Origin of the sequence: Pseudomonas paracarnis (assembly GCF_904063055.1) — a bacterium.
Classification (GTDB): Bacteria; Pseudomonadota; Gammaproteobacteria; order Pseudomonadales; family Pseudomonadaceae; genus Aquipseudomonas; species Aquipseudomonas paracarnis.
In genome coordinates this window covers 36547-61573 of the sequence record NZ_CAJFCN010000017.1, presented here as the reverse complement: position 1 = coordinate 61573, position 25027 = coordinate 36547, and the positions used below count along the sequence as shown (strand labels likewise).

The 25027-nt window shown below is 61.6% G+C and carries 16 protein-coding genes; 6 read left to right on the top strand and 10 right to left on the bottom strand.

The features are described from left to right. The first annotated feature begins 276 nt into the window (after positions 1 to 276). Complete coding sequence (locus JMV15_RS25120; RefSeq protein WP_014718706.1) at positions 277 to 546, top strand: DUF1652 domain-containing protein; 270 nt, start codon at positions 277 to 279, stop codon at positions 544 to 546. Between the two features lie 70 nt (positions 547 to 616). Here JMV15_RS25120 and JMV15_RS25115 read toward each other — a convergent pair whose 3' ends face one another. The 10 genes from JMV15_RS25115 to JMV15_RS25070 all read right to left on the bottom strand — a co-directional run bounded on the left by JMV15_RS25115 (position 617) and on the right by JMV15_RS25070 (position 15088). After that, positions 617 to 3211 carry an autotransporter family protein gene (locus tag JMV15_RS25115; RefSeq protein ID WP_038450362.1) on the bottom strand — a complete coding sequence of 865 codons (2595 nt, stop codon included), beginning with the start codon at positions 3209 to 3211 and terminating at the stop codon, positions 617 to 619. Between the two features lie 144 nt (positions 3212 to 3355). After that, positions 3356 to 4294 (bottom strand): carbohydrate kinase family protein, encoded by a 939-nt coding sequence (locus JMV15_RS25110; RefSeq protein WP_020301116.1) that lies wholly within the window; start codon positions 4292 to 4294, stop codon positions 3356 to 3358. A gap of 12 nt (positions 4295 to 4306) precedes the next feature. Then, on the bottom strand, positions 4307 to 5788 hold the full coding sequence (gene xylB / locus JMV15_RS25105) for a xylulokinase (RefSeq protein WP_032901628.1): 1482 nt from the start codon (positions 5786 to 5788) through the stop codon (positions 4307 to 4309). Positions 5789 to 5923: 135 nt separating this feature from the next. Beyond that, positions 5924 to 7405 (bottom strand): mannitol dehydrogenase family protein, encoded by a 1482-nt coding sequence (locus JMV15_RS25100; protein ID WP_038450359.1) that lies wholly within the window; start codon positions 7403 to 7405, stop codon positions 5924 to 5926. 18 nt (positions 7406 to 7423) lie between these two features. Next, positions 7424 to 8527 (bottom strand): ABC transporter ATP-binding protein, encoded by a 1104-nt coding sequence (locus tag JMV15_RS25095; RefSeq protein ID WP_038450357.1) that lies wholly within the window; start codon positions 8525 to 8527, stop codon positions 7424 to 7426. Positions 8528 to 8550: 23 nt separating this feature from the next. Beyond that, positions 8551 to 9381: a carbohydrate ABC transporter permease gene (locus tag JMV15_RS25090; RefSeq protein ID WP_005788583.1), complete on the bottom strand. Its 831-nt coding sequence runs from the start codon at positions 9379 to 9381 to the stop codon at positions 8551 to 8553. Between the two features lie 10 nt (positions 9382 to 9391). After that, on the bottom strand, positions 9392 to 10282 hold the full coding sequence (locus JMV15_RS25085; RefSeq protein ID WP_014718700.1) for a carbohydrate ABC transporter permease: 891 nt from the start codon (positions 10280 to 10282) through the stop codon (positions 9392 to 9394). Between the two features lie 176 nt (positions 10283 to 10458). Then, entirely contained in the window at positions 10459 to 11769 is a 1311-nt protein-coding gene (locus tag JMV15_RS25080; RefSeq protein ID WP_038450354.1) for an ABC transporter substrate-binding protein, read from the bottom strand. 1051 nt (positions 11770 to 12820) lie between these two features. Continuing rightward, complete coding sequence (locus JMV15_RS25075) at positions 12821 to 13726, bottom strand: AraC family transcriptional regulator (protein WP_003190965.1); 906 nt, start codon at positions 13724 to 13726, stop codon at positions 12821 to 12823. Between the two features lie 72 nt (positions 13727 to 13798). Further along, positions 13799 to 15088, bottom strand: a complete 1290-nt coding sequence (locus tag JMV15_RS25070; RefSeq protein ID WP_032901625.1) for a glycosyltransferase — start codon at positions 15086 to 15088, stop codon at positions 13799 to 13801. Positions 15089 to 15246: 158 nt separating this feature from the next. On the opposite strand from JMV15_RS25070, the gene tpx reads away from it, so the two are divergent. The 5 genes from tpx to JMV15_RS25045 all read left to right on the top strand — a co-directional run bounded on the left by tpx (position 15247) and on the right by JMV15_RS25045 (position 25018). Continuing rightward, a complete protein-coding gene (gene tpx, locus JMV15_RS25065) occupies positions 15247 to 15747 on the top strand; it encodes a thiol peroxidase (protein ID WP_014718696.1) in 501 nt (166 codons plus the stop codon). 232 nt (positions 15748 to 15979) lie between these two features. Then, on the top strand, positions 15980 to 17278 hold the full coding sequence (locus tag JMV15_RS25060) for an MdtA/MuxA family multidrug efflux RND transporter periplasmic adaptor subunit (RefSeq protein WP_014718695.1): 1299 nt from the start codon (positions 15980 to 15982) through the stop codon (positions 17276 to 17278). After that, positions 17275 to 20376, top strand: a complete 3102-nt coding sequence (locus tag JMV15_RS25055; RefSeq protein WP_014718694.1) for an MdtB/MuxB family multidrug efflux RND transporter permease subunit — start codon at positions 17275 to 17277, stop codon at positions 20374 to 20376. Before JMV15_RS25060 ends, JMV15_RS25055 begins: the two co-directional genes overlap by 4 nt. Further along, positions 20373 to 23480, top strand: coding sequence for an efflux RND transporter permease subunit (locus JMV15_RS25050; RefSeq protein WP_014718693.1), 3108 nt, complete (start codon positions 20373 to 20375; stop codon positions 23478 to 23480). Before JMV15_RS25055 ends, JMV15_RS25050 begins: the two co-directional genes overlap by 4 nt. An 80-nt stretch (positions 23481 to 23560) precedes the next feature. Beyond that, entirely contained in the window at positions 23561 to 25018 is a 1458-nt protein-coding gene (locus JMV15_RS25045) for an efflux transporter outer membrane subunit (protein WP_370694787.1), read from the top strand. Positions 25019 to 25027: the final 9 nt, after the last annotated feature.

Below are 25027 nucleotides of genomic sequence, written 5' to 3'. Positions count from 1 at the left end.
TGCGATAGGTTGCCGAAAAAAGGATTCCCACCTAAACGCCGGTCCCCACGCTGCGGGTTAAACGTTTAATCGATGTAGTTCGACGAGGATGCCAAACAAGCCGTTTTCTTTAATATGAACAAGCGGTTTGCTTATGAGGAAAGGTTACAACCACCCCGGTTTTTGCCGAGTAGGCTTACTGATTGAAAGCGTCTTCCAGGGTTGGCAAGACGTGGCAGGCAAGTGCCTGTCGGATACATATAACCGTTGGCAGTCTCAAAAAAGGAGAGGTTAGCCATGCTTTCAGAACTAGAGCTTCGCAGCATTATTGAAGGAAGTTTCCTGCCTAAACGGTGCGAATGCACCAAAGCCGAAGATGCCTCGTTGACGATCAGGGTCTACGACGATCGCGACCGGGATCGGGTGGATTTGGAAGTCAAAGGTATCCACCCTGACAAGCTCGACAGCAGCCGAGCGATTTGCAACCTGATCACCGGGTTGCGTGAAGACCTCAAGCAAAGCCACGCACCGGTACTGCAACGAGCCGGTGCTCGCGGTTATCACTAGCGGATGCTTGAGTATAAGTTGACCCCGTGGGCCTGGTAGTTGCCAGGCCCAATGTTGACGTCCTTCCTGTTTACCAGCGCGCTCTTACGCCGAAATTGCCACTGACACCCTCAAAGTTGTTGTCGTCCAGTTGGGTGCCATAGTTACCCTCCATATAAACACTGACCGTGGATGACAATTGAGCCACAACACCGATGCCCATATCAGCCGTGGAGGACTTGTGATCGCTCTTGATCCGGTCCACCCCGTCGAACGTCACCGTGTCGCTACCGCCGAAGGTGTGCCAGACATTCGCCCGTAGGTACGGCTCCACGGGTGTGTTGCTGACCAGATAGCGACCCTTGAGCCGTGCGCCGATGCGGCCGGTCCAATACTCCTGGGAGTCGAATGAGACCTTGGAAATGCCATCGTGCTGACTATCCAGATCGATCTTCTGGCCGATGACCTGGGCCTGAGGTTCCATCTCCCAATGCTCGGACAGCCTGAACGGGTAGCCGGCCTCGGCGGATAACGCCAGGGCGTGGCCCTTGGTATCCATCTTCACCCCTCGGTCGGACTTGTTGTCGCCATCCAGGCGGGTACCCATGGCCACCAGGTCGACGTACCAGCCGGTCGGATCGGTGAGTGTCCAGTAGGCGCCGAAGTTGTCGCCGTCGAGTTTGACCCGCCCGGAGCGATGGTTCTGCCAGCCCATTGCAAAGCCCTTCACGTCGCCGCGCAGGCGGCTCTGGCCGATAAAGAGGCCAAGGCGTTGCGTCTGCCCGCCGCTGGTTTCGGCGGCGTAAAGGTCATGGCCAACCTGATAGCCCTTGACCGTGCCGTCAAAACTCGGCGCCACGGTGCCCGACCAGCTTTTGTTGAAATCACTGCCATAGGCGCGGCCCCAACCTGCCGGCACTGCACCGGTCTCGGTCAGCAGGCTTTGCTCGCCCTGGCGTTCATGGAAGGTGCCCAGCGCCTGCAACGTCATCAGTTGCGCAGCGGGGATGTCTACGGAGTAGACCGGAACTTCCAGGCGATACAGTGGAATCGGCGCGGCACCCGCCACGGCGGTGGGAAGTACAGGGTTACTCGCCGCTGATTGCGGCGACGTGGCTGCAGCGACTTGGCTGGGCGGTGGCGCGGCAGGCTCGATTGGGGGTTGCGGTTGCGCAGTGGGCGGTTCCACGGAAGGTTCATCCGAGTCCACTACAGGGGGAGTGGCGGGGATCGGCGGCACCGGCACCACCACGGCCGGTGTCGGCGGTACGGGTGGGGCCGCCGGCGGTTGCACGGCCACCACTGAGGAGCGAAGGAACCAGCTGTTTTTCGTATTGGCAAGGGTGCCGCCCTTGAACAGCAGGTATTCATACGCCCCGGCGGAGACCGAGCCCTTCAAGGCAAACGCATCGTTGCTGCTGACGGCGCCGTTGAGTGCCTGGACCACTTCGATGCCGTTGTTCTGGGTCAGCCCGCCGATACCGCCGAGGTTGCTGACACTCAGTTGGGTGTGACCGCTGATGTTGCCGTCGGACACTACCAGCTTGTCGGTGGCAGAGTTTTCGTCGCCGAGTACGGTTTGCAGGTGCAGCTGGCCGTTGTTGCCCACGTAGTTACCATGCACCGTCAACACGCTGGTAGCGCTGTTGTCGGTGGTCATGTCGACAGTGCCGGCGTTATTGAGCGTCGCCAGTTGCCCGGCGGTGTAGGGGCGGATGCCGCCTTGCGCCACGGCCAGGGTACTGCTGCCGTCGATGTTGAACATGCCGGTATTGCTGCCACTGTCACCGAGGAAAAAATCCCCGGCCAGGTCCAGGCGCGAGTTTTTGGTGAGGCTGACGCGCTCCAAGCCGATGTAGCGGGCCGCGGTGCTGGATGTTGTCGCGTCGAAGATCAGCTGATCGTTGCCCAGGCCGCCATCGATAAAGGGCGTGTGGTTCAGTTTGCTTTCATTCAAGCCTTGCAGCAGGACCGTGTCGTCGCCATCACCCATCAATACCCGGGAGTTGATCCTGCCTTCACCCAGCCATTTGAACGTATCGTTGCCGACGCTGGCACGGATCTCACCATTAATCACGCCGCCGCTGACGGTGATGCTGTCATCGCCGCCGCTGGTGCTGATATTGCCGCCGATGGTGCCGCCGGAAATGATGATGGTGTCGGTGTCGAAACCGGTGACCAGGTTCTCCCGGATTTCCCCCCCGGTCATTTCATAGAAGTTCTTGTCCAACTTCATATTGACCCGGCCAATTTTGCCACCGCGCTGGTAGGCCACATCGCCGTCTTCAAAAGCCTCGTCGATTATGCCGTCATACATTTCAAGCACGTCGCGGCCGTCGCCCTGGAACAGGCCGCCTATTCGCCCACCCATCATGACGACACGATCAACACCGTCGCCTTGCTGCACGATCCCGGTGACCCGGCCGTCGCGGATTTCCACCGTATCTATTCCAGGGCCAAAGGTCACATCGCCATTGATGGCGCCGCCTGTGGAGAGCGTCAGGCTGTTATCCCCGGAAAGATCGGTCAGGCCGGCACTGCTGCCGTTGTTACACGTATAGGTATCGTTGCCGGTTCCCGGGGTGAGAACGCAGGCGGCGTGGGAGGGTTGAGGGTTCATGTACTGCAATGAGATGAGGCCGACAGCTAAAACGGCCCGGGTCGAGAAACCACTGGGCTTTTGCATGGGTGTGTCCTAGGTTTGTTGTAATAACTGCTCCTGTTTTTGGGTTTAGCACAGTTTTCCAGTAGCGCAATTTTTTATGCATGGCGCGCAGGCCACGGAATACGTGGCCTGCGTGATGGCACTTTGGGTTTTTGCCCGCTCAGCTCAAGCCAGTTGTTGACGATAGGGCAGGTCTGGGCCGGTCTTGCCGCAGGTCAGTGCGGCAGCCCGGATCGCGAAGCCCAGCATGGCGTCGATCTGCTCGCGGCTCAGTCGTTGCAGCCCGTCAACCGAATCCAACTGCTGTTCCGTCAGCCACGCAATCAACGCCGCCTGGAAGGTATCACCAGCGCCCACCGTATCGGCCATCACCACCTTGACCGCAGGTTGCGACCAACTGCCATGCTGGCGGCTGAACACCGACGCACCGTCGCCACCACGGGTGAGGAACACCAGTTGGCAGCGGTGTTGCAGCCAACCTTGCAGCACGCTTTCCGGTGTCTGGTCGGGGTAGAGCAGGTGCAGGTCTTCGTCGCTGACCTTGATCAGGTCGGCGTGTTGCACCAGCTCTGCGACACGGGCGCGCCACAGGTGGATATCGGGCTGCGGGTTAAGGCGCACGTTGGGGTCGAGGCTGATCAGACGCTTGCCGCTTTCACGCTTGACCAGGTTGAGCAGGGTGTCTCCAATCGGTTGCACCACCAGCGAAAACGAGCCCACATGCAGCCCGCGAATTTCATCGCCCAGGGGCGGCAGGTGCGTCAGTTGCAATTGCCGGTCGGCGCAGCCTTCGCCGCGAAAGCTGTACTGCGGCGAGCCATTGGCGCCCACGGCCACCATCGCCAGGGTGGTCGGCGCGTCGAACGCCACCAGAAAGCGTTCGCTGATACCTTCGTCATTCAGGACCTGCTGCAAGCGCCGTCCAAGGTAATCGGTGGACAGGCCGGCGAAGAGCCCCGACTCGATCCCCAGGCGCCGCAAACCCACCGCCACGTTGAACGGCGAGCCACCGGCAATCGCCTTGTAGTTGAGCTTGGCGGCCTGCCCGCTGGCATCCTCCTCGCTGAAGAAATCAAACAGCGCTTCACCACACACCAGATACATAGTTGCTCGCTCTTAAAGGGTTGCCACGTGCTGTTGATAACGCTGATACGCTTGTTGATAGGCACTGACATTGGCCGCCACGGGTAAGGTGCGGCTGGCCGGGTCAATGCTCACGCATTTGTCGCAAAGGCTGGCCAGCGGTTCGCCGCTCTGGCACCACGCCGCCTGGATCGCCGCGCCCAGGGCGGCCGCCTCGCTCTGTTCGGTACACACCACTTCGGTGTGCATGATATCGGCGACCATCTGCCGCCACAGCGGGCTTTTCGAGCCGCCACCGATCAGGCGGATGCTCTGGCTTTGCAGGCCGGTCTGGCGCAGCAGGTCGAGGCCATAACGCAGGCCGAAGGTGGTGCCTTCGACCACCGCGCGGCACAGGTTGGCACGGGTCAGGTTGGTCATGGTCAGGCCCTGCAGGCTGCCGGTGGCGTGGGGCAGGGCGGGCACGCGTTCGCCGTTGAGGAACGGCAGCATGCTCACCCCATCGGCCCCGATGGATGCCTGTTCGACCAGCGCGTTGAAGGCATCGAGGTCCAGGTCGAACAGCTCGCGAATCACCCCGGTGGCGTTGGTCAGGTTCATGGTGCAGATCAGCGGCAGCCAGCCGCCGCTAGAGGAGCAGAAGGTCGCCACCGAGGCCTGGGGGCTGACGTTGGGCTGGTCGGCAAAGGCATACACGGTGCCCGATGAACCCAGGCTCATGGTGATCACGCCGGGGGCGATATTGCCGGTGCCAATGGCGCCCATCATATTGTCGCCGCCACCACTGGACACCACCGCGTTGGGGTTGATGCCCAGGCGCTCGGCAATGGCCGGCAGGATCGTGCCCACCGCTTGGTCGGCTTCGATCAGTGTCGGCAACGCGGCTTGCAGGCGGCCGCTGGGGTCGATGTGCTGGAGCAACGCCACATCCCATTCGCGGCGGCGCACGTTGAAGTAACCGGTGCCCGACGCATCGCCGTACTCGGCGCAGGCGCGGCCGGTGAGCCAGTAGTTGAGGTAGTCGTGGGGCAGCAGGATATGGGCAATGCGTGCGAAGACGTCGGGGTGCTGTTCGCGGGTCCAGAGCAGCTTGGACACGGTGTAGCCCGGAGCGATGGCCACGCCCAGGCGCTCCAGGGACCCGCGTTCGCCACCCAGATGCTGCAGCAGCCGGTCGTTCTCCGGCGCGGTTTCGGTGTCGCACCACAACTTGGCCGGGCGCAGCACTTCACCTTGTTCGTCCAGCAGCACCAGGCCGTGCTGCTGGCCGGACACGCCGATGCCAAGGATGTCCTGGCCGTCCACCCCGGCTTGTTGCAGGGCGCGGTGGGTGGCTTCGGTGAAGGCGTCCAGCCATTCCTGGGTGTGTTGTTCACGCCGGCCGTTGGCGCCGCTGATCAAGGTGTGCGCGGCGGCGCCCAGGCCCAGCACCTTGCCGCTGGAGGCGTCGAGGACGATGGCCTTGGTGCCTTGGGTGCCGCAGTCGATTCCGAGGAACAGGTTTTGCTGGGTCATGATGGAGTGCTCAGCATTATTATTGGGTTGAAAATACGGTCGATGTGGGAGCTGGCTTGCCTGCGATAGCGGTCTGGCAGTCACCGCAGGGTTGACTGGACCACCGCTATCGCAGGCAAGCCAGCTCCCACCTGTTTAATCCGGTTTGTTCAGGAGGTTTTGTAGTGTGGTGGTGACGCCTTTGTCGCGCAGGCTTGCATAACACCGCTCGAACGCTGCCACAAACGCCGCCGACTTGGGAATAGCCGTGCCAAAAATCTCTTCCACACCCAGCAACCGCTGGCTGATCAGCGCGTCATCGCTCACCAGGTCCTGGCAGAACGCTGCCCGCGGGTCCGGGATACTGTAGCGCGCGCCGTTTTCATCCACACCTTTCAAGTACAGCGCCCAGGCCGCCACCACAAGGGCGGCACGGTCCGTCTCGCGGCCGTCGGCAATCAGGCGGTTGATGGTCGGCACGGTGAACTTGGGAAACTTCGATGAACCGTCGGAGCACACGCGCTCCAATTGGTCGGCAATCGCCTGGTTGGAAAAGCGTTCCACCAGGGTCTGCTTGTATTCGGTCAGGTCGATACCAGGTACCGGCGCCAGGTTCGGCGTGACGTCCAGGTCCATGTAGGCGCGCATATACGCCACGAACACAGGGTCGTTCATGGTCTCGTGAACGAATCGGTAGCCCTTGAGGAACCCCAGGTACGTGAGGGCCAGGTGGCTGCCGTTGAGCAGGCCGATCTTCATTTCTTCGTAAGGCGTGACGTCATCGGTGAACTGCACGCCGACCTTTTCCCAGGCCGGGCGGCCGTTGACAAATTTGTCTTCCAGCACCCACTGCACAAACGGCTCGCACACCACCGGCCAGGCATCGTCGATCCCGTGCTGGTCATGCAGTTGCAGGCGGTGGGCGGTGCTGGTCATGGGCGTGATGCGGTCAACCATGGCGTTCGGGAAGCTCACGTTGGCCTTGATCCAGTCATGCAGGCCCGCGTCGTGCAGGGCGGCGAAGGCCAGCAAGGCCTTGCGGATGACGGCGCCGTTGTGAGGCAGGTTATCGCAGGACATCACCGTGAAGGCCGGGGTGCCAGCGGCGCGGCGCTGGGTGAGCGCAGCGCAGATAAAGCCGAACACGGTTTTCGGCGCTCTCGGGTGCGCCAGGTCATGCTGGATCTGCGGCAGGTGGGCCATGAACTCGCCGTTGCTGTCGTCGATGCAGTAGCCGCCTTCGGTGATGGTCAGCGAGACGATGCGGATCTGTGGGCTGGCGAGCTTATCGATCAGCGCTTGGGCGTCGTCTTCGGCCAGCAGCATGTCGCTGATCGAGCCGATCACGCGCACTTGCGTGTCGTCGGTGTCGCCCAGTTCATACAGGGTGAACAGGTAATCCTGGCCGGCCAGGTCGTCGCGGGCCTTGCGGTCTTCACTGCGCAGGCCGACGCCGCAGATGCCCCAGTCCAGGCCCTCGCCGGTGTTCATCAGGGCATCGGTGTAAAACGCCTGGTGCGCACGGTGGAAACCGCCGACGCCGATGTGCGCGATGCCCTGGCGGGTGTCGGCAATCGCATAGGCAGGCAACTGCACTTGGGGCGCCAGTTGGGTCAGGTTGGCTTTATTCAATTTCATCGGGAAATACTCACGAAATCAGGCGGCAGCGCGCAGTGGACGGGCCACGGCGACGCCATCGGTGTCGAACAAATGGCAGTGCGTCGGGTCCAGGTGCAGTTGCAGCGTCTCGCCGTACTGGCTGGCCATGTCGCCACGGATACGCATGGTCAGCGGTTCGCCGTTGCGGGTGATGACGTGGCAGAAGGTGTCGCTGCCCAGGCGCTCGCCGACGTCGGCGGTGACGGTCAGGGTGGTTTGCCCGGGTGTGGCCATTTCCAGGTGCTCGGGACGAATGCCCAGGGTCACCGCGCTGCCCACGCTCAGGGTGGCGCCGCTCAACGGCAGGCTGATCAGAGTGCCGGCGTCCAGTTGCACCTCGCAGCCTTGGCTGTCGACGCGGGTGACCTGGCCCTTGAGGAAGCCCATCTTCGGTGTGCCGAGAAAGCCTGCCACAAACAGGTTGGCCGGCTGGTGGTACAGCTCCAGCGGCGAACCGACCTGTTCGATGCGCCCGCTGTTGAGCACCACCACCTTGTCGGCCAGGGTCATGGCTTCGACCTGGTCGTGGGTCACGTAGATCATGGTCGCTTGCAGTTCTTTATGCAGGCGCGCCAGCTCCAGGCGCATCTGCACGCGCAGGGCGGCGTCGAGGTTGGACAGCGGTTCGTCGAACAGGAAGATCTTCGGGTTGCGCACAATCGCTCGGCCAATCGCCACGCGCTGGCGCTGGCCACCCGAAAGTTGCTTGGGCTTGCGCTCCAGCAAAGGCCCCAGCTCAAGGATGCGCGCCGCTTCGCTGACTTTGCTCTCGACCAGCTTCTTGTCGACGCCCGCCAGGTCCAGGGCAAACGACATGTTCTTGCGCACGCTCATGTGCGGGTACAGCGCGTAGGTCTGGAACACCATGGCCAGGTCGCGCTTGGCCGGGGTGACTTCGGTAATGTTGCGGCCATCGAGTTCGATGGTGCCGTCGCTGACTTCTTCCAGGCCGGCGATCAGGCGCAGCAGGGTGGATTTGCCACAGCCCGACGGGCCGACGAACACCACGAATTCCTTGTCGTTCACTTCCAGGTCGATGCCCTTGATGATGGAAAAACCTTCAAAGCCTTTTTGCAGATTCTTGATTTTCAGGTTGGCCATGATGGGCCCTCCGCTGGGAATTATTATTTGACGGCGCCAAAGGACAAACCGCGTACCAACTGCTTCTGGCTGATCCAGCCAAAGATCAGGATCGGCGCGCAGGCGAGGGTCGAGACGGCGGACAGCTTGGCCCAGAACAAGCCTTCGGGGCTGGAGTAAGAGGCGATCAAGGCGGTCAACGGCGCGGCGCTGGAGGAGGTCAGGTTCAGCGACCAGAAGGCCTCGTTCCAGCACAGGATCAACGACAGCAGTACCGTGGAGGCCAGGCCACCCTTGGCGATGGGCAGCAGCACGCGCACCATTTCCTGCCACAGGGTGGCGCCGTCCAGGCGGGCGGCTTCGAGGATGTCCTTGGGGATGTCCTTGAAGTAGGTGTACACCATCCACACCACAATCGGCAGGTTGATCAGGGTGTAGATGATGATCAGCGCAATGCGCGTGTCCAACAGGCCAAAGCTCTTGGCCAACAGGTAGATCGGCATCAGCACGCCCACCGGCGGCAGCATCTTGGTCGACAGCATCCACAGCAGCGTGCCCTTGGTGCGCTGGGTTTCGTAGAACGCCATGGAATAGGCGGCCGGTACCGAAATGAGCAGGCACAGGGCGGTGGCGCTGAACGAAATCACCACCGAGTTCCAGGCGTAGGCGAAGTAATTGCTGCGCTCGTTGATGTGCAGGTAGTTCTCCAGCGTCGGCGTGAAGATGAACTGCGGCGGCGTGGCGAACGCGTCGATTTCGGTCTTGAAGCTGGTCAGCACCATCCAGAAGATCGGAAAGAAAATCAGGATCGCGATGGCCCAGGCCAATGTGCCGAGCAACAGGCTCTGCAGGCGACGGGATTGTTGAAGCGTCATGGCGCGGCCCTCAAGGCTTGTCAGTCAGGTTTTTGCCGATCATCCGCACCAGGATGATCGCCGCGATATTGGCGATGACCACGGCAATCAAGCCGCCGGCCGAGGCCATGCCCACATCGAACTGCACCAGTGCCTGGTTGTAGATCAGGTAGGCGAGGTTGGTCGAGGCGTAGCCCGGGCCGCCGTTGGTGGTGGTGAAGATTTCGGCGAATACCGAGAGCAGGAAGATGGTTTCGATCATCACCACCACGGCAATCGGGCGGGCCAGGTGGGGCAAGGTCAGGTGCCAGAAGATCGCAATGGCGCCGGCACCGTCCAGGCGTGCGGCTTCCTTCTGCTCCTGGTCCAGGGATTGCATGGCGGTCATCAGCAGCAGGATCGCGAAGGGCAGCCATTGCCACGACACAATGATGATGATCGACAGCAGCGGGTAATGCGCCAGCCAGTCCACCGGCTCGGCGCCGAAGAACTTCCACACGGCGGCGAGAATCCCCGACACCGGGTGAAAAATCAGGTTCTTCCAGATCAGCGCGCCCACCGTGGGCATGATGAAGAACGGCGAAATCAGCATCACCCTGACGATGCCGCGCCCCAGGAACTCACTGGCCTCCAGCAGCGCACTGATCAACACGCCGAACACCACGCTGATCAGCAAGACGCTGCCCACCAGCAACAGGGTATTGGTGGCGCCGGGCAGGAACCCCGAATCGGTGATGAAGTAGCTGAAGTTTTCCAGCCCCACGAATTGGTTTTCGCCGGGGTAGAGCAGGTTGTAGCGGATCAGCGAAAAGTACAGGGTCATGCCCAGCGGCACGATCATCCACAGCAGCAACAAGGCCACCGAGGGGCTGACGAGAAACCAGCCGGGGTTGGCCAGGCGGTTTTTGGTGGGTGTATTCATGGTGATCAGAACCAGTCAGATGCCTACAGAATCTGCGTCGGAGCGCGGTCACTGTGGGAGCTGGCTTGCCTGCGATGGTATCGCCTCGGTGTTACGGATAGACCGAGTCGTTTGCATCGCAGGCAAGCCAGCTCCCACAAAAGCCCAGCGCCTACATTTGCGGTGGTGTGGCAGGGTTATTTGGGGTAACCGGCCCGCTTCATTTCCCGCTCGGTTGTAGTCTGCGCGGCGGTCAATGCAGCATCGACGGTTTGCTGACCGGTCAGCGCCCCCGAGAAGAACTTGCCCACCTGGGTACCAATCGCCTGGAATTCAGGAATGGTCACCAACTGGATACCGATATACGGCACCGGCTTCTCGGTCGGCTTGGTCGGGTCGGCCACTTTCAGCGATTCCAGCGTCACCTTGGCGAACGGCGCGGCCTTCATGTACTCGTCGCTATAGGTGGATTGGCGCGTACCCGGCGGCACGTTGGCGATGCCATCGGTCTTGGCCACGAGCTGGCCGTATTCCTTGGAGGTGGCCCAACTGGTGAACACCTTGGCGGCGTCCTTGGCCTTGGAACTGGTGGGGATCGCCAGGCTCCAGGAGTACAGCCACGACGTGCCCTTGTCGGTTTTCTCATGGGGCGCGAAGGTAAAGCCGACATGGTCTGCGACCTTGCTCTGGCTCTTGTCGGTAACAAACGAGCCGGCCACGCTGGCATCCACCCAGATCGCGCATTTGCCGCTGTTGAACAGCGCCAGGTTTTCGTTGAAACCGTTGCTGGAGGCGCCCGGCGGGCCGGATTTCTTCATGTTGTCGACGTAGAAGTTCAGCGCGTTCTTCCACTCGGGGCCGTTGAACTCTGGCTGCCACTTCTCATCGAACCAGCGCGCGCCGAAGCCGTTGGCCAGGGTGGTGATCAGCGCCATGTTCTCACCCCAACCGGCTTTGCCGCGCAGGCACAGGCCGTATTGCTCTTTGGATTTGTCGGTGAGTTTAACGGCGAATTCGCCGATCTGGCTCCAGGTCGGGTGCTCAGGCATGCTCAGCCCGGCGTCCTTGAACAGGTCGGTGCGGTAATAGGTGATCGAGCTTTCGGCATAGAACGGCAGGGCGTACAACGAGCCCTTGACCGACAAACCGTCACGCACCGAAGGGAACACATCGTCGAGGTCGTAGGAAGCCGGCAAGTCCTTCATCGGCTCCAGCCACCCCTTGGCGCCCCAGAGTGCGGCTTCGTACATGCCGATGGTCAACACATCGAACTGCCCGCCCTGGGTGGCGATGTCGGTGGTCAGGCGTTGGCGCAGCACGTTTTCTTCGAGCACCACCCAGTTCAACTTGATCTCCGGGTGCTCGGTCTCGAAGGTTTTCGAGAGCTTCTGCATGCGGATCATGTCGCTGTTGTTGACGGTGGCAATGGTCAGGGTTTGCGCGCCAAGGCTGACGGCGCTGAGGGTCATGCAGGTGCAGGCAAGCAATGCTTTTGCTGTGAACTTCATCGCGCACTCCATTTCCGCGCCCAGAGGGCTACAGAAGGACGGTTATTGTTGTTGTGTCTTCCTACGAGAAGTCAGGAAGAGTGTGCGTTGATTACAGCCTTCAAAAGCGGCGGTGACAAATCCTTGGGCGCACGCTCACTGATACTTTTTTGCACTCATCGACCACCTGATCGTTCCCACGCTCCGCGTGGCAACGTCGCTAGGGACGCTCTGCGTCCCGGGGTGACGCAGAGCGTCACGGTATGCATTCCCACGCAGAGCGCGGGAACGATCCTCAGTGCAGTGCTTAACGCTTGATCGTTCCCACGCTCCGCGTGGTAACGCCGCTTGGGACGCTCTGCGTCCCCAGGTGACGCAGAGCGTCACGGAATGCATGCCCACGCAAAGCGCGGGAACGATCCTCAGTGCAGTGCTTAACGCTTGATCGTTCCCACGCTCCGCGTGGTAACGCCGCTTGGGACGCTCTGCGTCCCCAGGTGACGCAGAGCGTCACGGTATGCATTCCCACGCAGAGTGCGGGGACGATCCTCAGTGCAGTGCTTAACGCTTGATCGTTCCCACGCTCCGCGTGGTAACTCCGCTTGGGACGCTCTGCGTCCCCGAGTGATGCAGAGCGTCACGGAATGCATGCCCACGCGGAGCGCGGCAACGATCGATGCCGTCTTTAACGGTGAATAGCACGCTGGAGGCGGGATCGATTGGGGGATTTGGGGTGGGTTTGATCATGGTGAAACTCCTGATTTAAGTGGAGCTGCCACCCTTTCGCCGCGACGCTATGGGGTGGTAGCCGTACGCAGGTTCGCGGACCGGAATCAGGAAACCGGCATACCCGAAGGTATCCCGCGCACAGCCACCATGAAGCCGCACAGTAGACGATAAAAAAACGCCGACTAAAAGCGGAAATGGCACTTTGCATCTGATTAAACCGGGCCGCGACGCCCGACGCTGCCTGTGCAGCGGTGTACGGAGACTAGAGATCGAGTGTCCTAGGGGCAACCTCAAAGCCTTGTAAGACGTTTCTGTTTCCCACCACCTAGATGAACGATCAACCTCAAGCCAAATTCTGCTCCGTCAACCGCTGCACCGCCAACCGCCGATAGTGAGACGGCGTCATCCCCTTGAGCTGCTGAAACCGCCGATTGAAGTTGGAAATATTATTGAACCCCGACTCAAAGCACACATCCGTCACCGCCTTGTCCCCATCGGCCAGCAATTCACAGGACTTGCTGATGCGCAGCCGATTGACGAATTCAATAAAAGTCCGCCCGGTCGCCTGTTTGAACACCCGGGAAAAATACGTCGGCTTCATCCCCAGGTACTCCGCCACTTCTTCCAACGGCAGCTCTCGGGCGTAGTGGGCAAAGATGTAGTCCACTGCGCGGTTGGTGCGGTCGATGCTGTGTTCGTCGGCTTGCTGTGGCGTGGTGACGCCGGACAGTAACTGGTAGTCCTCACAGGCGCTCAACACCTCCAGCAAGATAAAGAAGTGCCCCAGGCGTGCCATGCCTTGGGCGTCTTCGATGCGTTGCATCAGGGTCATGGCGTGGGCGATGGTTTTTTTGCAGCGAAATTCGATGCCGTATTGCGCACGTTCAAGCAGCGGCGCCAGGCTCTTGAGTTCGGTGAAGATGTGGCTGCCGTGTTCGAACAACTCATCGGTGAAGTTCACCAGCATGTCACGCTTGGGCACCACTTCATCTTCCTCCACCTGGCTGATCCAGTTATGGGGCAGGTTGGGGCCGGTGAGGAACAGGCTTTCCGGGTAGAAGTTGCCGATGTAGTCGCCGATAAACACCTTGCCGGAGCTGGCGACGATCAGGTGCAGTTCGTATTCCTTGTGGAAGTGCCAGCGCACCAACGGGCAGGGGAAGCCATGCTGACGATAGATGATGGACAGGCCGTTGTGGTCGTCCATCAGTTCGTAGGAAGGGTCGGTGATGCGCGTTGCTCGGGTCATGCTGCCGTCGCTTTATTGTGGTCGCTGCGTAGGATAATGCCCCGTCGCGCGCGACCTCGCCAGCAGCAGTGTTTATAGGGTGCGGTTTTTGGCCTCGATCCACTGGGACATGTACTGGGTACTTTTATGCGCGTGATGGCGCAGCATGCTGCCGGTGAAGTTGTCCCGGCGATGGGCGGCGAGGTTGCTGCGGCAACGTTCCAGGCATTCCACCAAGGCGGGCCCGTGCACGTCCTGGTCATAGCGTCGGGCCAGGAGTTGGCGCCCATGCTCCTGGGCTTGAGTCCAGCGCTCGCGGTTTTGGTAAAGGGTAACGGCAGCGGCGGCCAGGGCCGGGGCGTCCTGTGCGATCTCGCCGGGCCAGGGCTGGTCATCGCCCATGGCTTCGGCGCCGATCGGGGTGGTGACATTGGGTGTGCCGCACAGCATGGCGTCCACCAACTTGCCCTTGATGCCGGCGCCAAAGCGCAGTGGCGCCAGGCAAATACGCGCCGCCGTCATGACTTGCAAGGCATCTTCGGCCCAGTTCATCACATGAAAACCCTGTGCCGGGTTGTGCAGGGCGGTGGCTTTGGGCGGGGTGTAGGCGCCGTAGATGTGCAACTGCGCGCCCGGCAACTGTTGGCGGATCAGCGGCCACAGGCTGTGCTTCATCCACAGCACTGCGTCCCAATTTGGCGCGTGGCGGAAGTTGCCGATGCTGAGGAAATGCGCACGGTCTTCAAAGGGCGCAAAGGCTGCAGTGGGCGGTTGCAGCATCAAGGGGCACCAGTGGAGCAGGGCGGCAGGCACCTTGAACTGTTCGGTGAGCAGGCGGATTTCCACGTCGGAGATCATCAGGCTGATGTCGCAGCGGTAAATCGCGGCGATTTCGCGCTTGGCCAGGTCGGTATCGGCCATGCGCTGGAATTCGTCCTCCAGCGCCGGCGCGAACAGGGCGCTGAAGTCGTCGCTGTCGGGGTTGGCTTTTACTTGTTCTTTGAAACGCTGGTGGCGGGCGTCGCGCAGGCTTTGCAGGTCGGAGGTTTCCAGCACGCGCAGGGCGTCGGGGCAGCATTGTTCTACGCGCCAGCCGAATTGCTCCTCCATCATGAAACGGTCGAACAGCACGATATCCGGGGCCAGTTCGCGAATAAAGTCGTCGAAACTGCTGTTATTCAGTTCGATGGCGCGTTCGGCGATCCCGAGTGCCGGCAAGTCGGCCTTGTGCTCGCCAATGGTGGCCGGGCTGCTGAAGGTAATGTCCCAACCTTGCGTAAGAAAGCTCTCAAGGATTTGCATCATATGCCCGCCCGCTGCCGAGGAGCGGGGCTCGGGCCAGACGTAGCCAATGACCAGGACTTTGGTGGCGGGCTGATTCATCGACGAAGGTTTCCTTGAAGGGCAGGCGCAAAGCGCGCAATTAAACCACAACCTCAGGACATGACAATTTGTGTCTGGCGGTAGGTAGCTTCGGCACTTTGTGGTTAACTTCCGCCTCTCGAATTCGTTTAACCAAACCCAGCATAAGGATTCCGTTCATGGCTCAAGTCACCCTTAAAGGCAACCCGGTCCAGGTTGAAGGCCAATTGCCGAAAGTCGGCGCCAAAGCTGCAGACTTCACCCTGACCGCCGGCGATCTGTCCAACGCCACCCTGGCTACCTTTGCCGGCAAGCGCAAAGTGCTGAATATTTTCCCAAGCGTTGACACCCCAACCTGCGCCACTTCGGTGCGCAAGTTCAACGCCCAGGCCAACGATGTGGCCAACACCGTGGTGCTGTGCATCTCCTCCGACCTGCCATTCGCCCAAGCGCGTTTCTGTGGTTCCGAAGGCCTGGAAAACGTTAAGAACCTGTCGGATTTCCGCAACGCCGACTTCGCCGTCGACTATGGTGTTTCCATCGCTGACGGCCCGCTGCAGGGCCTGACCGCTCGCGCTGTCGTGGTGCTGGATGAAAACGACAACGTGCTGCACAGCGAGTTGGTCAAGGAAATCGCTGAAGAGCCAAACTACGACGCCGCCCTGGCTGTGTTGAAGTAACTGTTTCTACGTATGACTGTCGTTTGGCAGTAACACGTATGATGCATGATTGCGGCCTGGCCTAGTCCAGGCCGTTTTTATTTGAGCGTCAGCGGCTTAGCGAAATAGCCGGTGGACTAAGATCAAAAAGTTAAACGTTGTAAGCCTAAGGTAAATAGCCGGTAAAGGTGCTTTTCTAAACGCACCCCAGTGCTTATCTTTCAGCCTCCCGAAGAAGAAGCTCTCACCCCCAATGGTTGATCACTCCATGCAATCCTCCTCCCGCAACTCCCGCCGCTGGCTGTTTGGCCTGCTCGTGCTGCTGGTTATCGCCGGCCTGTGCTGGAAATTCTGGCCCAGTGGCGCGGCCCATAAAGATGCTCCGGCGGGACACACGGGCAAGACCGGCATGGCGCGCCCAGGCTTCGGTGGTTCCACCGGGCCGGTACCGGTGCGTGTGGCGCCGGCGGTGCTGGGGGAGTTTCCTGTGTACTACAAGGCCCTGGGGACGGTCACTGCACTGAACACCATTAATGTGCGCAGCCGGGTGGGCGGCGAGTTGGTCAAGATCGCCTTCGAGGAAGGGCAGATGGTCAAGGCCGGTGACCTGCTGGCAGAAATCGACCCGCGCAGCTACCAGAACGCCTTGCTCCAGGCCCAGGGCACCTTGCTGCAAAACCAGGCCCAGTTGAAGAACGCCCAGGTCGATGTACAGCGTTATCGCGACCTGTACGCCCAGGACAGTATCGCCAAGCAGACCCTGGACACCGCCGAAGCGCTGGTGTTGCAGTACCAGGGCACGGTCAAGACCAACCAGGGCGCGGTGGACGACGCCAAGCTCAACCTGGAATTCACCAAGATCCGTGCGCCCATCAGCGGCCGCGTCGGTTTGCGCCAGCTTGACGTCGGCAACCTGGTTGCGGCCAACGACACTACCGCCCTCGCGGTGATCACCCAGACCCAGCCAATCAGCGTGGCCTTCACCCTGCCGGAAAATACCCTGGAAACCGTGTTGGCCCGTTACCACGCCGGCAACAAATTGCCAGTGGAAGCCTGGGACCGTAGCGACGTGAAAAAACAGGCGGTCGGTGTACTGCAAAGCCTGGACAACCAGATCGATGTCACCACCGGCACCCTGAAGTTCAAGGCGCGGTTCGATAACAAGGACCAGGCGCTGTTCCCCAACCAGTTCGTCAATGTGCACCTGCTGGCCGATACCTTGAAGAACGTGGTGCTGGCACCCTCTGCGGCGATCCAGTTCGGCAACAATGGCACCTTTGTCTATAAGCTCGACGGTGACAAGAAGGTCAAGGTCCAGCCGCTGGTGGTGGGGGATACCGATGGCGAAAATACCGTGATCAAAGAGGGCCTGGTCGCTGGCGACCGCGTGGTGCTGGAAGGCACCGACCGCCTCAAGGACGGTAGCGAGATCGAAGTGGTCAACGCCAGCAGCGAGGTGCCGACCACGCCGACCGAACACCTGCAAGGCAAGCCCGCAGCTAAAGGGGAGACCGGGGCAGACGCCGGCAAGGCGCAAAAGGTCGGTTCATGAACCTGTCGCGCCTGTTCATCCTTCGCCCGGTCGCCACCACGCTGAGCATGCTGGCCATTGTCCTGGCCGGCATCATTTCGTACCGCCTGCTGCCGGTATCGGCGTTGCCCCAGGTGGATTACCCGACTATCCGGGTGATGACCCTGTACCCCGGCGCCAGCCCCGACGTGATGACCAGTGCGGTCACCGCACCGCTGGAGCGTCAGTTCGGGCAGATGCCCGGGCTGACCCAGATGGCGTCCACCAGCTCCGGCGGCGCGTCGGTGCTGACCCTGCGTTTCAACCTCGACATCAATATGGATGTCGCCGAGCAACAGGTGCAGGCCGCGATCAACGCCGCCACCAACCTGTTGCCCAAGGATTTGCCGGCGCCGCCGGTATACAACAAGGTCAACCCGGCGGACACCCCGGTGCTGACCCTGGCAATTACCTCCAAGACCATGTTGCTGCCCAAGCTCAATGATTTGGTCGACACGCGCATGGCGCAGAAAATCGCGCAGATCAGCGGCGTCGGCATGGTCAGCATCGCCGGTGGCCAGCGCCAGGCCGTGCGCATCAAGGTCAACCCCGAGGCCCTGGCGGCCAATGGCTTGAACCTCTCGGACGTGCGCGCCCTGATCGCCGCCTCCAACGTCAACCAGCCCAAGGGCAACTTCGACGGCCCCACCCGCGTGTCGATGCTCGACGCCAACGACCAGTTGGTCTCGCCCGAGCAATATGCCGAACTGATCCTGGCCTACAACAACGGCGCCCCGCTGCGGCTCAAGGATGTCGCGCAGATTGTCGACGGTGCCGAAAACGAACGCCTCGCCGCCTGGGCCAATGAGAACCAGGCCGTGTTGCTCAATATCCAGCGCCAGCCGGGCGCCAACGTGATCGAGGTGGTGGACCGCATCAAGGCCCTCCTGCCCAGCATCACCGACAACCTGCCGGCCGGCCTGGACGTGACGGTGCTCACCGACCGCACCCAGACCATCCGCGCCTCGGTCAAAGACGTACAGCACGAGCTTCTGATCGCCATTGCCCTGGTGGTCATGGTGACGTTCCTGTTCCTGCGCCGGGTCAGCGCTACGATCATTCCGTCCATCGCCGTGCCGCTGTCCCTGGTGGGCACCTTTGGTGTGATGTACCTGGCCGGATTCTCCATCAATAACCTGACGCTGATGGCCCTGACCATCGCCACCGGGTTTGTGGTGGACGACGCGATCGTGATGCTGGAGAACATCTCGCGCTATATCGAGGAAGGCGAGACGCCGATGGCGGCCGCGCTCAAGGGCGCCAAGCAGATCGGTTTCACCCTGGTGTCCCTGACGCTGTCGTTGATCGCGGTGTTGATCCCTTTGCTGTTCATGGCCGACGTGGTCGGGCGGTTGTTCCGTGAGTTCGCCATCACCCTCGCAGTGGCGATCCTGATTTCCCTGGTGGTGTCCCTGACCCTCACGCCCATGATGTGCGCGCGCCTGCTCAAGCGCGAACCCAAGGAGGAAGAGCAGGGCCGCTTCTACAAAGCCAGCGGCGCCTGGATTGACTGGTTGATCGAAGCCTACGGCCGCAAGCTGCAATGGGTGCTCAAGCACCAGCCGCTCACGTTGCTGGTGGCGATCGCCACCCTGGGGCTTACGGTAGTGCTGTACCTCGTGGTGCCCAAGGGCTTTTTCCCGGTGCAGGACACCGGCGTGATCCAGGGTATTTCCGAAGCGCCGCAGTCGATTTCCTTTGCGGCGATGAGCCAACGCCAGCAGGAGTTGGCGAAGATCATCCTTGCCGACCCGGCGGTCGAGAGCCTGTCGTCCTACATTGGCGTGGACGGCGATAACGCCACCCTCAACAGCGGCCGCTTGTTGATCAATCTCAAGGCCCACGGCCAGCGCGATTTGAGCGCAGCCGAGGTGATCACCCGCCTGCAACCGCAAATCGACAAGCTGGTGGGCATCCGCCTGTTCATGCAGCCGGTGCAGGACCTCACCATCGAAGACCGCGTCAGCCGTACCCAGTACCAGTTCAGCATGTCCTCCCCGGACGCCGAGTTGCTGGCGTTGTGGAGCGGCAAGCTGGTACACGCCCTCAGCCAGTTGCCGGAACTCACCGACGTCGCCAGCGACCTCCAGGACAAAGGCTTGCAGGTGTACCTAGTGATAGACCGCGACGCGGCCTCGCGCCTGGGCGTGAGTGTCTCGACCATTACCGACGCGTTGTATGACGCCTTCGGCCAGCGCCAGATTTCCACCATCTACACCCAGGCCAGCCAGTACCGGGTGGTGTTGCAGGCCCAGTCCGGCGAAACCCTCGGCCCGGCGGCCCTCAACCAGATCCATGTGAAAACCACCGACGGTGGCCAGGTGCGGCTGTCGAGCCTGGCCCATGTCGAGCAGCGCCAGGCGCAGTTGGCGATTGCCCATATCGGCCAGTTCCCGGCGGTGATGATGTCGTTCAACCTGGCGCCCGGCGTAGCGCTGGGCAAAGGCGTGGAACTGATCAACCAGACCCAGAAGGACATCGGCATGCCGGTGGGCGTGCAAACCCAGTTCCAGGGTGCGGCCCAGGCGTTCGAAGCCTCGTTGTCGAGCACCTTGCTGTTGATCCTGGCGGCGGTGGTTACCATGTACATCGTGCTCGGTGTGCTCTATGAGAGCTATATCCACCCGATCACCATCCTCTCGACCCTGCCATCGGCGGCGGTGGGGGCCTTGCTGGCGTTGCTGCTCAGTGGCAATGACCTGGGCATGATTGCGATCATCGGCATCATCCTGCTGATCGGTATCGTGAAAAAGAACGCGATCATGATGATCGACTTCGCCCTCGACGCCGAACGCAACCAGGGCCTGGACCCGCAGACGGCGATCTACCAGGCGGCGCTGTTGCGCTTCCGGCCAATTTTGATGACCACCCTGGCCGCGTTGTTCGGTGCGGTGCCGTTGATGCTCGCCAGCGGTTCCGGCGCCGAACTGCGCCAGCCCCTGGGCCTGGTGATGGTCGGTGGCTTGCTGGTGAGCCAGGTGTTGACGCTGTTCACCACGCCGGTGATCTACCTGTACTTCGATCGTCTTGGCCGTCGCTGGCGCAAAGAGCCGCAACGCCTGGAGCCGGTTGAGCCATGAACCTGTCCGGACCTTTCATTCGCCGGCCGGTAGCGACCATGCTGCTGAGCCTGGCGATCATGTTGCTCGGTGGCGTCAGCTTCAACTTGCTGCCGGTGTCGCCGCTGCCGCAGATCGACTTCCCGGTGATCGTGGTGTCGGCCAGCTTGCCCGGTGCCAGCCCCGAGGTGATGGCGTCCACGGTGGCCACGCCGCTGGAGCGCTCGTTCGGCGCGATTGCCGGTATCACCACCATGAGCAGTTCGTCGAGCCAGGGCTCAACCCGGGTGATTCTGGCGTTCGATTCCGACCGCGACATCAACGGGGCGGCGCGGGAAGTGCAGGCGGCCATCAACGCGTCGCGCAACCTGCTGCCCAGCGGTATGCGCAGCATGCCCACCTACAAGAAGATCAACCCGTCCCAGGCGCCGATCATGGTGCTGTCGCTGACCTCTGACGTGCTGCAGAAGGGCCAGTTGTACGACCTGGCCTCGACCATCCTGTCCCAGAGCCTGTCCCAGGTGCCGGGCGTGGGCGAAGTGCAGATCGGCGGCAGTTCGCTGCCGGCGGTGCGTATCGAGCTGGAGCCCAAGGCCCTCGATCAGTACGGCGTGGCCCTGGACGATGTGCGCAACACCATCGCCAATGCCAACCAGCGCCGGCCCAAGGGCTCCTTGGAAGACAGCGAGCGCAACTGGCAGATCCAGGCCAACGACCAGTTGGAAAAAGCCAAGGACTATGAGCCCCTGCTGATTCGCTACCAGGACGGCGCCGCTCTGCGCCTCAAGGACGTGGCGAAGATCACTGATGGTGTGGAAGACCGCTACAACAGCGGCTTCTTCAACAATGATTCGGCGGTGTTGCTGGTGATCAACCGCCAGTCCGGCGCCAACATCATCGAAACCGTGCGGCAGATCAAGGCGCAGTTGCCGGCGTTGCAGGCGGTGCTGCCGTCCAGCGTCAAGCTCAGCCTGGCCATGGACCGCTCGCCCGTGATTACCGCCACCCTGCATGAGGCGGAAATGACCTTGCTGATCGCTGTAGGGCTGGTGATCCTGGTGGTGTACCTGTTCCTGGGCAACTTCCGCGCTTCGTTGATCCCGACCCTGGCGGTGCCGGTATCGCTGGTGGGCACCTTCGCGGTGATGTACCTGTACGGGTTTTCTCTGAACAACTTCTCGCTGATGGCGCTGATCCTCGCCACCGGGCTGGTGGTGGACGATGCCATCGTGGTGCTGGAGAACATTTCCCGGCACATCGACGACGGCGTGCCACCGATGAAAGCCGCGTACCTGGGCGCCCAGGAAGTGGGCTTTACCTTGCTCTCGATGAACGTGTCGCTGGTGGCGGTGTTCCTGTCCATCCTGTTCATGGGCGGGATCGTGACTAACCTGTTCCGTGAGTTTTCGATCACCTTGTCGGCGGCGATCATCGTTTCGCTGATTGTCTCGCTGACCTTGACGCCCATGCTGTGCGCCCGCTGGCTCAAGCCCCACGTCAAGGATCGGCAGACCGGTTTGCAGCGCTGGAGCCAGAAGGTCAACGACCGCATGGTCGCCGGCTACGCCACCAGCCTGGACTGGGTGCTGCGCCATCGGCGCCTGACCTTGCTCAGCCTGTTGATCACCGTGGGCGTGAATATCGCGCTGTACGTGGTGGTGCCCAAAACCTTCATGCCCCAGCAGGACACCGGCCAGTTGATCGGTTTTGTGCGCGGCGACGATGGCCTGTCGTTCAGCGTGATGCAGCCGAAGATGGAGATCTTTCGCCAGGCGGTGCTCAAGGACCCGGCGGTGCTCAGCGTGGCCGGCTTTATCGGTGGCAACCAAGGCACTAACAATGCGGTGATGCTGGTACGCCTCAAGCCGATCGGCGAACGCAAAATTTCCGCCCAGGCGGTGATCGAGCGCCTGCGCAAAGAGGTGCCACTGGTGCCGGGCGGGCGCTTGTTCCTGATGGCCGACCAGGACCTGCAATTTGGCGGCAGCCGTGACCAGACCAGCGCGCAATACTCTTACATCCTGCAAAGCGGTGACTTGGCCGCGCTGCGCCTGTGGTACCCGAAAGTGGTGGCGGCCATGCGTGAATTGCCAGAGCTGACCGCCATCGACGCCCGTGAAGGCCGGGGCGCGGCCCAGGTCACGCTGATTGTCGACCGCGACCAGGCCAAGCGCCTGGGCATCGACATGAACATGGTCACGGCAGTGCTCAACAACGCCTACAGTCAGCGGCAGATTTCCACCATCTACGACAGCCTCAACCAGTACCAGGTGGTGATGGAGGTCAACCCCAAATACGCCCAGGACCCGATCACCCTTAACCAGATGCAGGTGATCACTGCCGACGGCGCACGGGTGCCGTTGTCGACCATTGCCCACTATGAGAATAGCCTGGCCGACGATCGCGTCAGCCATGAAGGCCAGTTCGCTTCGGAGAATATCGCCTTCGACATGGCGCCCGGGGTCACGGTGGAGCAGGGCACGGCGGCTATCGAGCGTGCGATTGCCAAAGTCGGGTTGCCCGAGGACGTGATCGCCAAGATGGCCGGTACTGCCGATGCGTTCGCCGCGACCCAGAAAGGCCAGCCGTTCATGATTCTCGGCGCGCTGGTGGCGGTGTACCTGGTGTTGGGTATTCTGTATGAAAGCTACATTCACCCGCTGACCATCCTGTCGACGCTGCCGTCGGCCGGTGTCGGCGCGTTGCTTGCGATTTACCTGCTGGGCGGCGAGTTCAGCCTGATCTCCTTGCTGGGCTTGTTCCTGTTGATCGGCGTGGTGAAGAAAAACGCGATCCTGATGATCGACCTGGCGCTGCAACTGGAGCGCAACGATGGCATGAGCCCGCTGGAGTCGATCCGCAGCGCCTGCCTGTTGCGCCTGCGGCCGATCCTGATGACCACCCTGGCCGCGATCCTCGGTGCCTTGCCGTTGCTGCTCGGCAGTGGTGATGGCGCGGAAATGCGCCACCCGTTGGGCCTGACCATTATTGGCGGCCTGGTGTTCAGCCAGATCCTGACCCTTTACACCACCCCGGTGGTTTACCTTTACCTGGACCGCGCGCGCCATCGCTTCAACGCCTGGCGCGGCGTGCGTACCGATGCTGCCCTGGACACTGCGCTATGACCGACCCAACCAACGCCCCTGCGACCTCTGTAGGAGCGAGCTTGCTCGCGAAAAAGGCCCAGACGCCGCGCTCATCCAGAATGAACGCGTTAACGTTGACAGTCTTCGCGAGCAAGCTTGCTCCTACAGTGGGCTTGGCCATGTTGCTCAGCGCCTGCGCCATCGGCCCTGACTACAAACGCCCGGACGTCATCGAGCCGGTGCAGTTCAAGGAGGCCCAGGGCTGGCGCCAGGCCAACCCCAGCGACTCCCTGGCCCGCGGCGCCTGGTGGGAGCTGTACGGTGACCGTCAACTCAACGACCTGGTGGTGCGCCTCAACGCGTCCAACCAGACCGTCGCCCAGGCCGAAGCGCGTTTTCGTCAGGCAAAGGCGCTGGTGCGCAGCTCACGCGGGGCGTTTTACCCCAGCGTTGACCTGAGCGTGGGTAAAACCCGCGCCAGCCAGGGCACCGGCAGCAGCAGCGCCAGCCTCAGCAGCTCCAGCAGTGGTATCCGCGACACCCTCAATGCCCAGTTGGGTGTGAGCTGGGAAGCCGATATCTGGGGCAAGTTGCGCCGTGGTCTGGAGGCCAACGAAGCCAGCGCCGAGGCAAGCTCGGCCGACTTGGCCGCAATGCGTCTGAGCCAGCAGTCCGAACTGGTGCAAAGCTACCTGCAACTGCGGGTCATGGACGAACAGACGCGGCTGCTGCAAGCCACGCTGGACACCTACCAGCGTTCATTGAAAATGACCGAAAACCAATACCGCGCCGGTGTGGCTGGCAAGGACGCCATTGCCCAGGCGCAAACCCAGCTCAAGACCACCCAGGCCAGCCTGATCGACTTGATCTGGCAACGCGCCCAGCTGGAAAACGCCATAGCCGTGCTGATTGGCGAAGCCCCGGCCAACTTCAATCTGGCGGTGAGCAAAGATATTCCGGCGCTACCGCAAATACCGGTGAGCCTGCCGTCCCAACTGCTGGAGCGTCGCCCCGATATTGCCTCGGCCGAACGCTCGGTGATCGCCGCCAACGCCAATATCGGCGTGGCCAAGGCGGCCTATTACCCGGACCTCAGCCTGAGCCTGCAGGGCGGCTATTCCAGCAGCACTTATGAAGATTGGATCAGCCTGCCGAACCGCTTCTGGTCGGTGGGGCCGAAACTGGCCATGACCCTGTTCGATGGCGGCCAGCGCTCGGCGGAAGTCGACCGCAGCGTGGCCAGCTATGACGAGACCGTGGCCAAGTACCGCCAGACCGTGTTGGACGGTTTCCGTGAGGTGGAAAACTACATGGTCCAGCTCAAGGTGCTCGCCGATGAGGCGGTGGTCAGCAATGAAGCGCTGGAATCGGCGCGTGAATCCTTGCGCTTGACCGAAAACCAATACAAGGCCGGGTTGATTGCCTATCTGGATGTGGTCACGGTGCAGGCAACGGCCTTGAGCAACGAGCGCACCGTGTTGACCTTGCTGCAATCGCGCCTGGTGGCGAGTGTGCAATTGATTGCAGCGTTGGGCGGAGGCTGGGACGGCCAGACCTCCCTGGCTGAAAAGGAGTAACCGGATGCG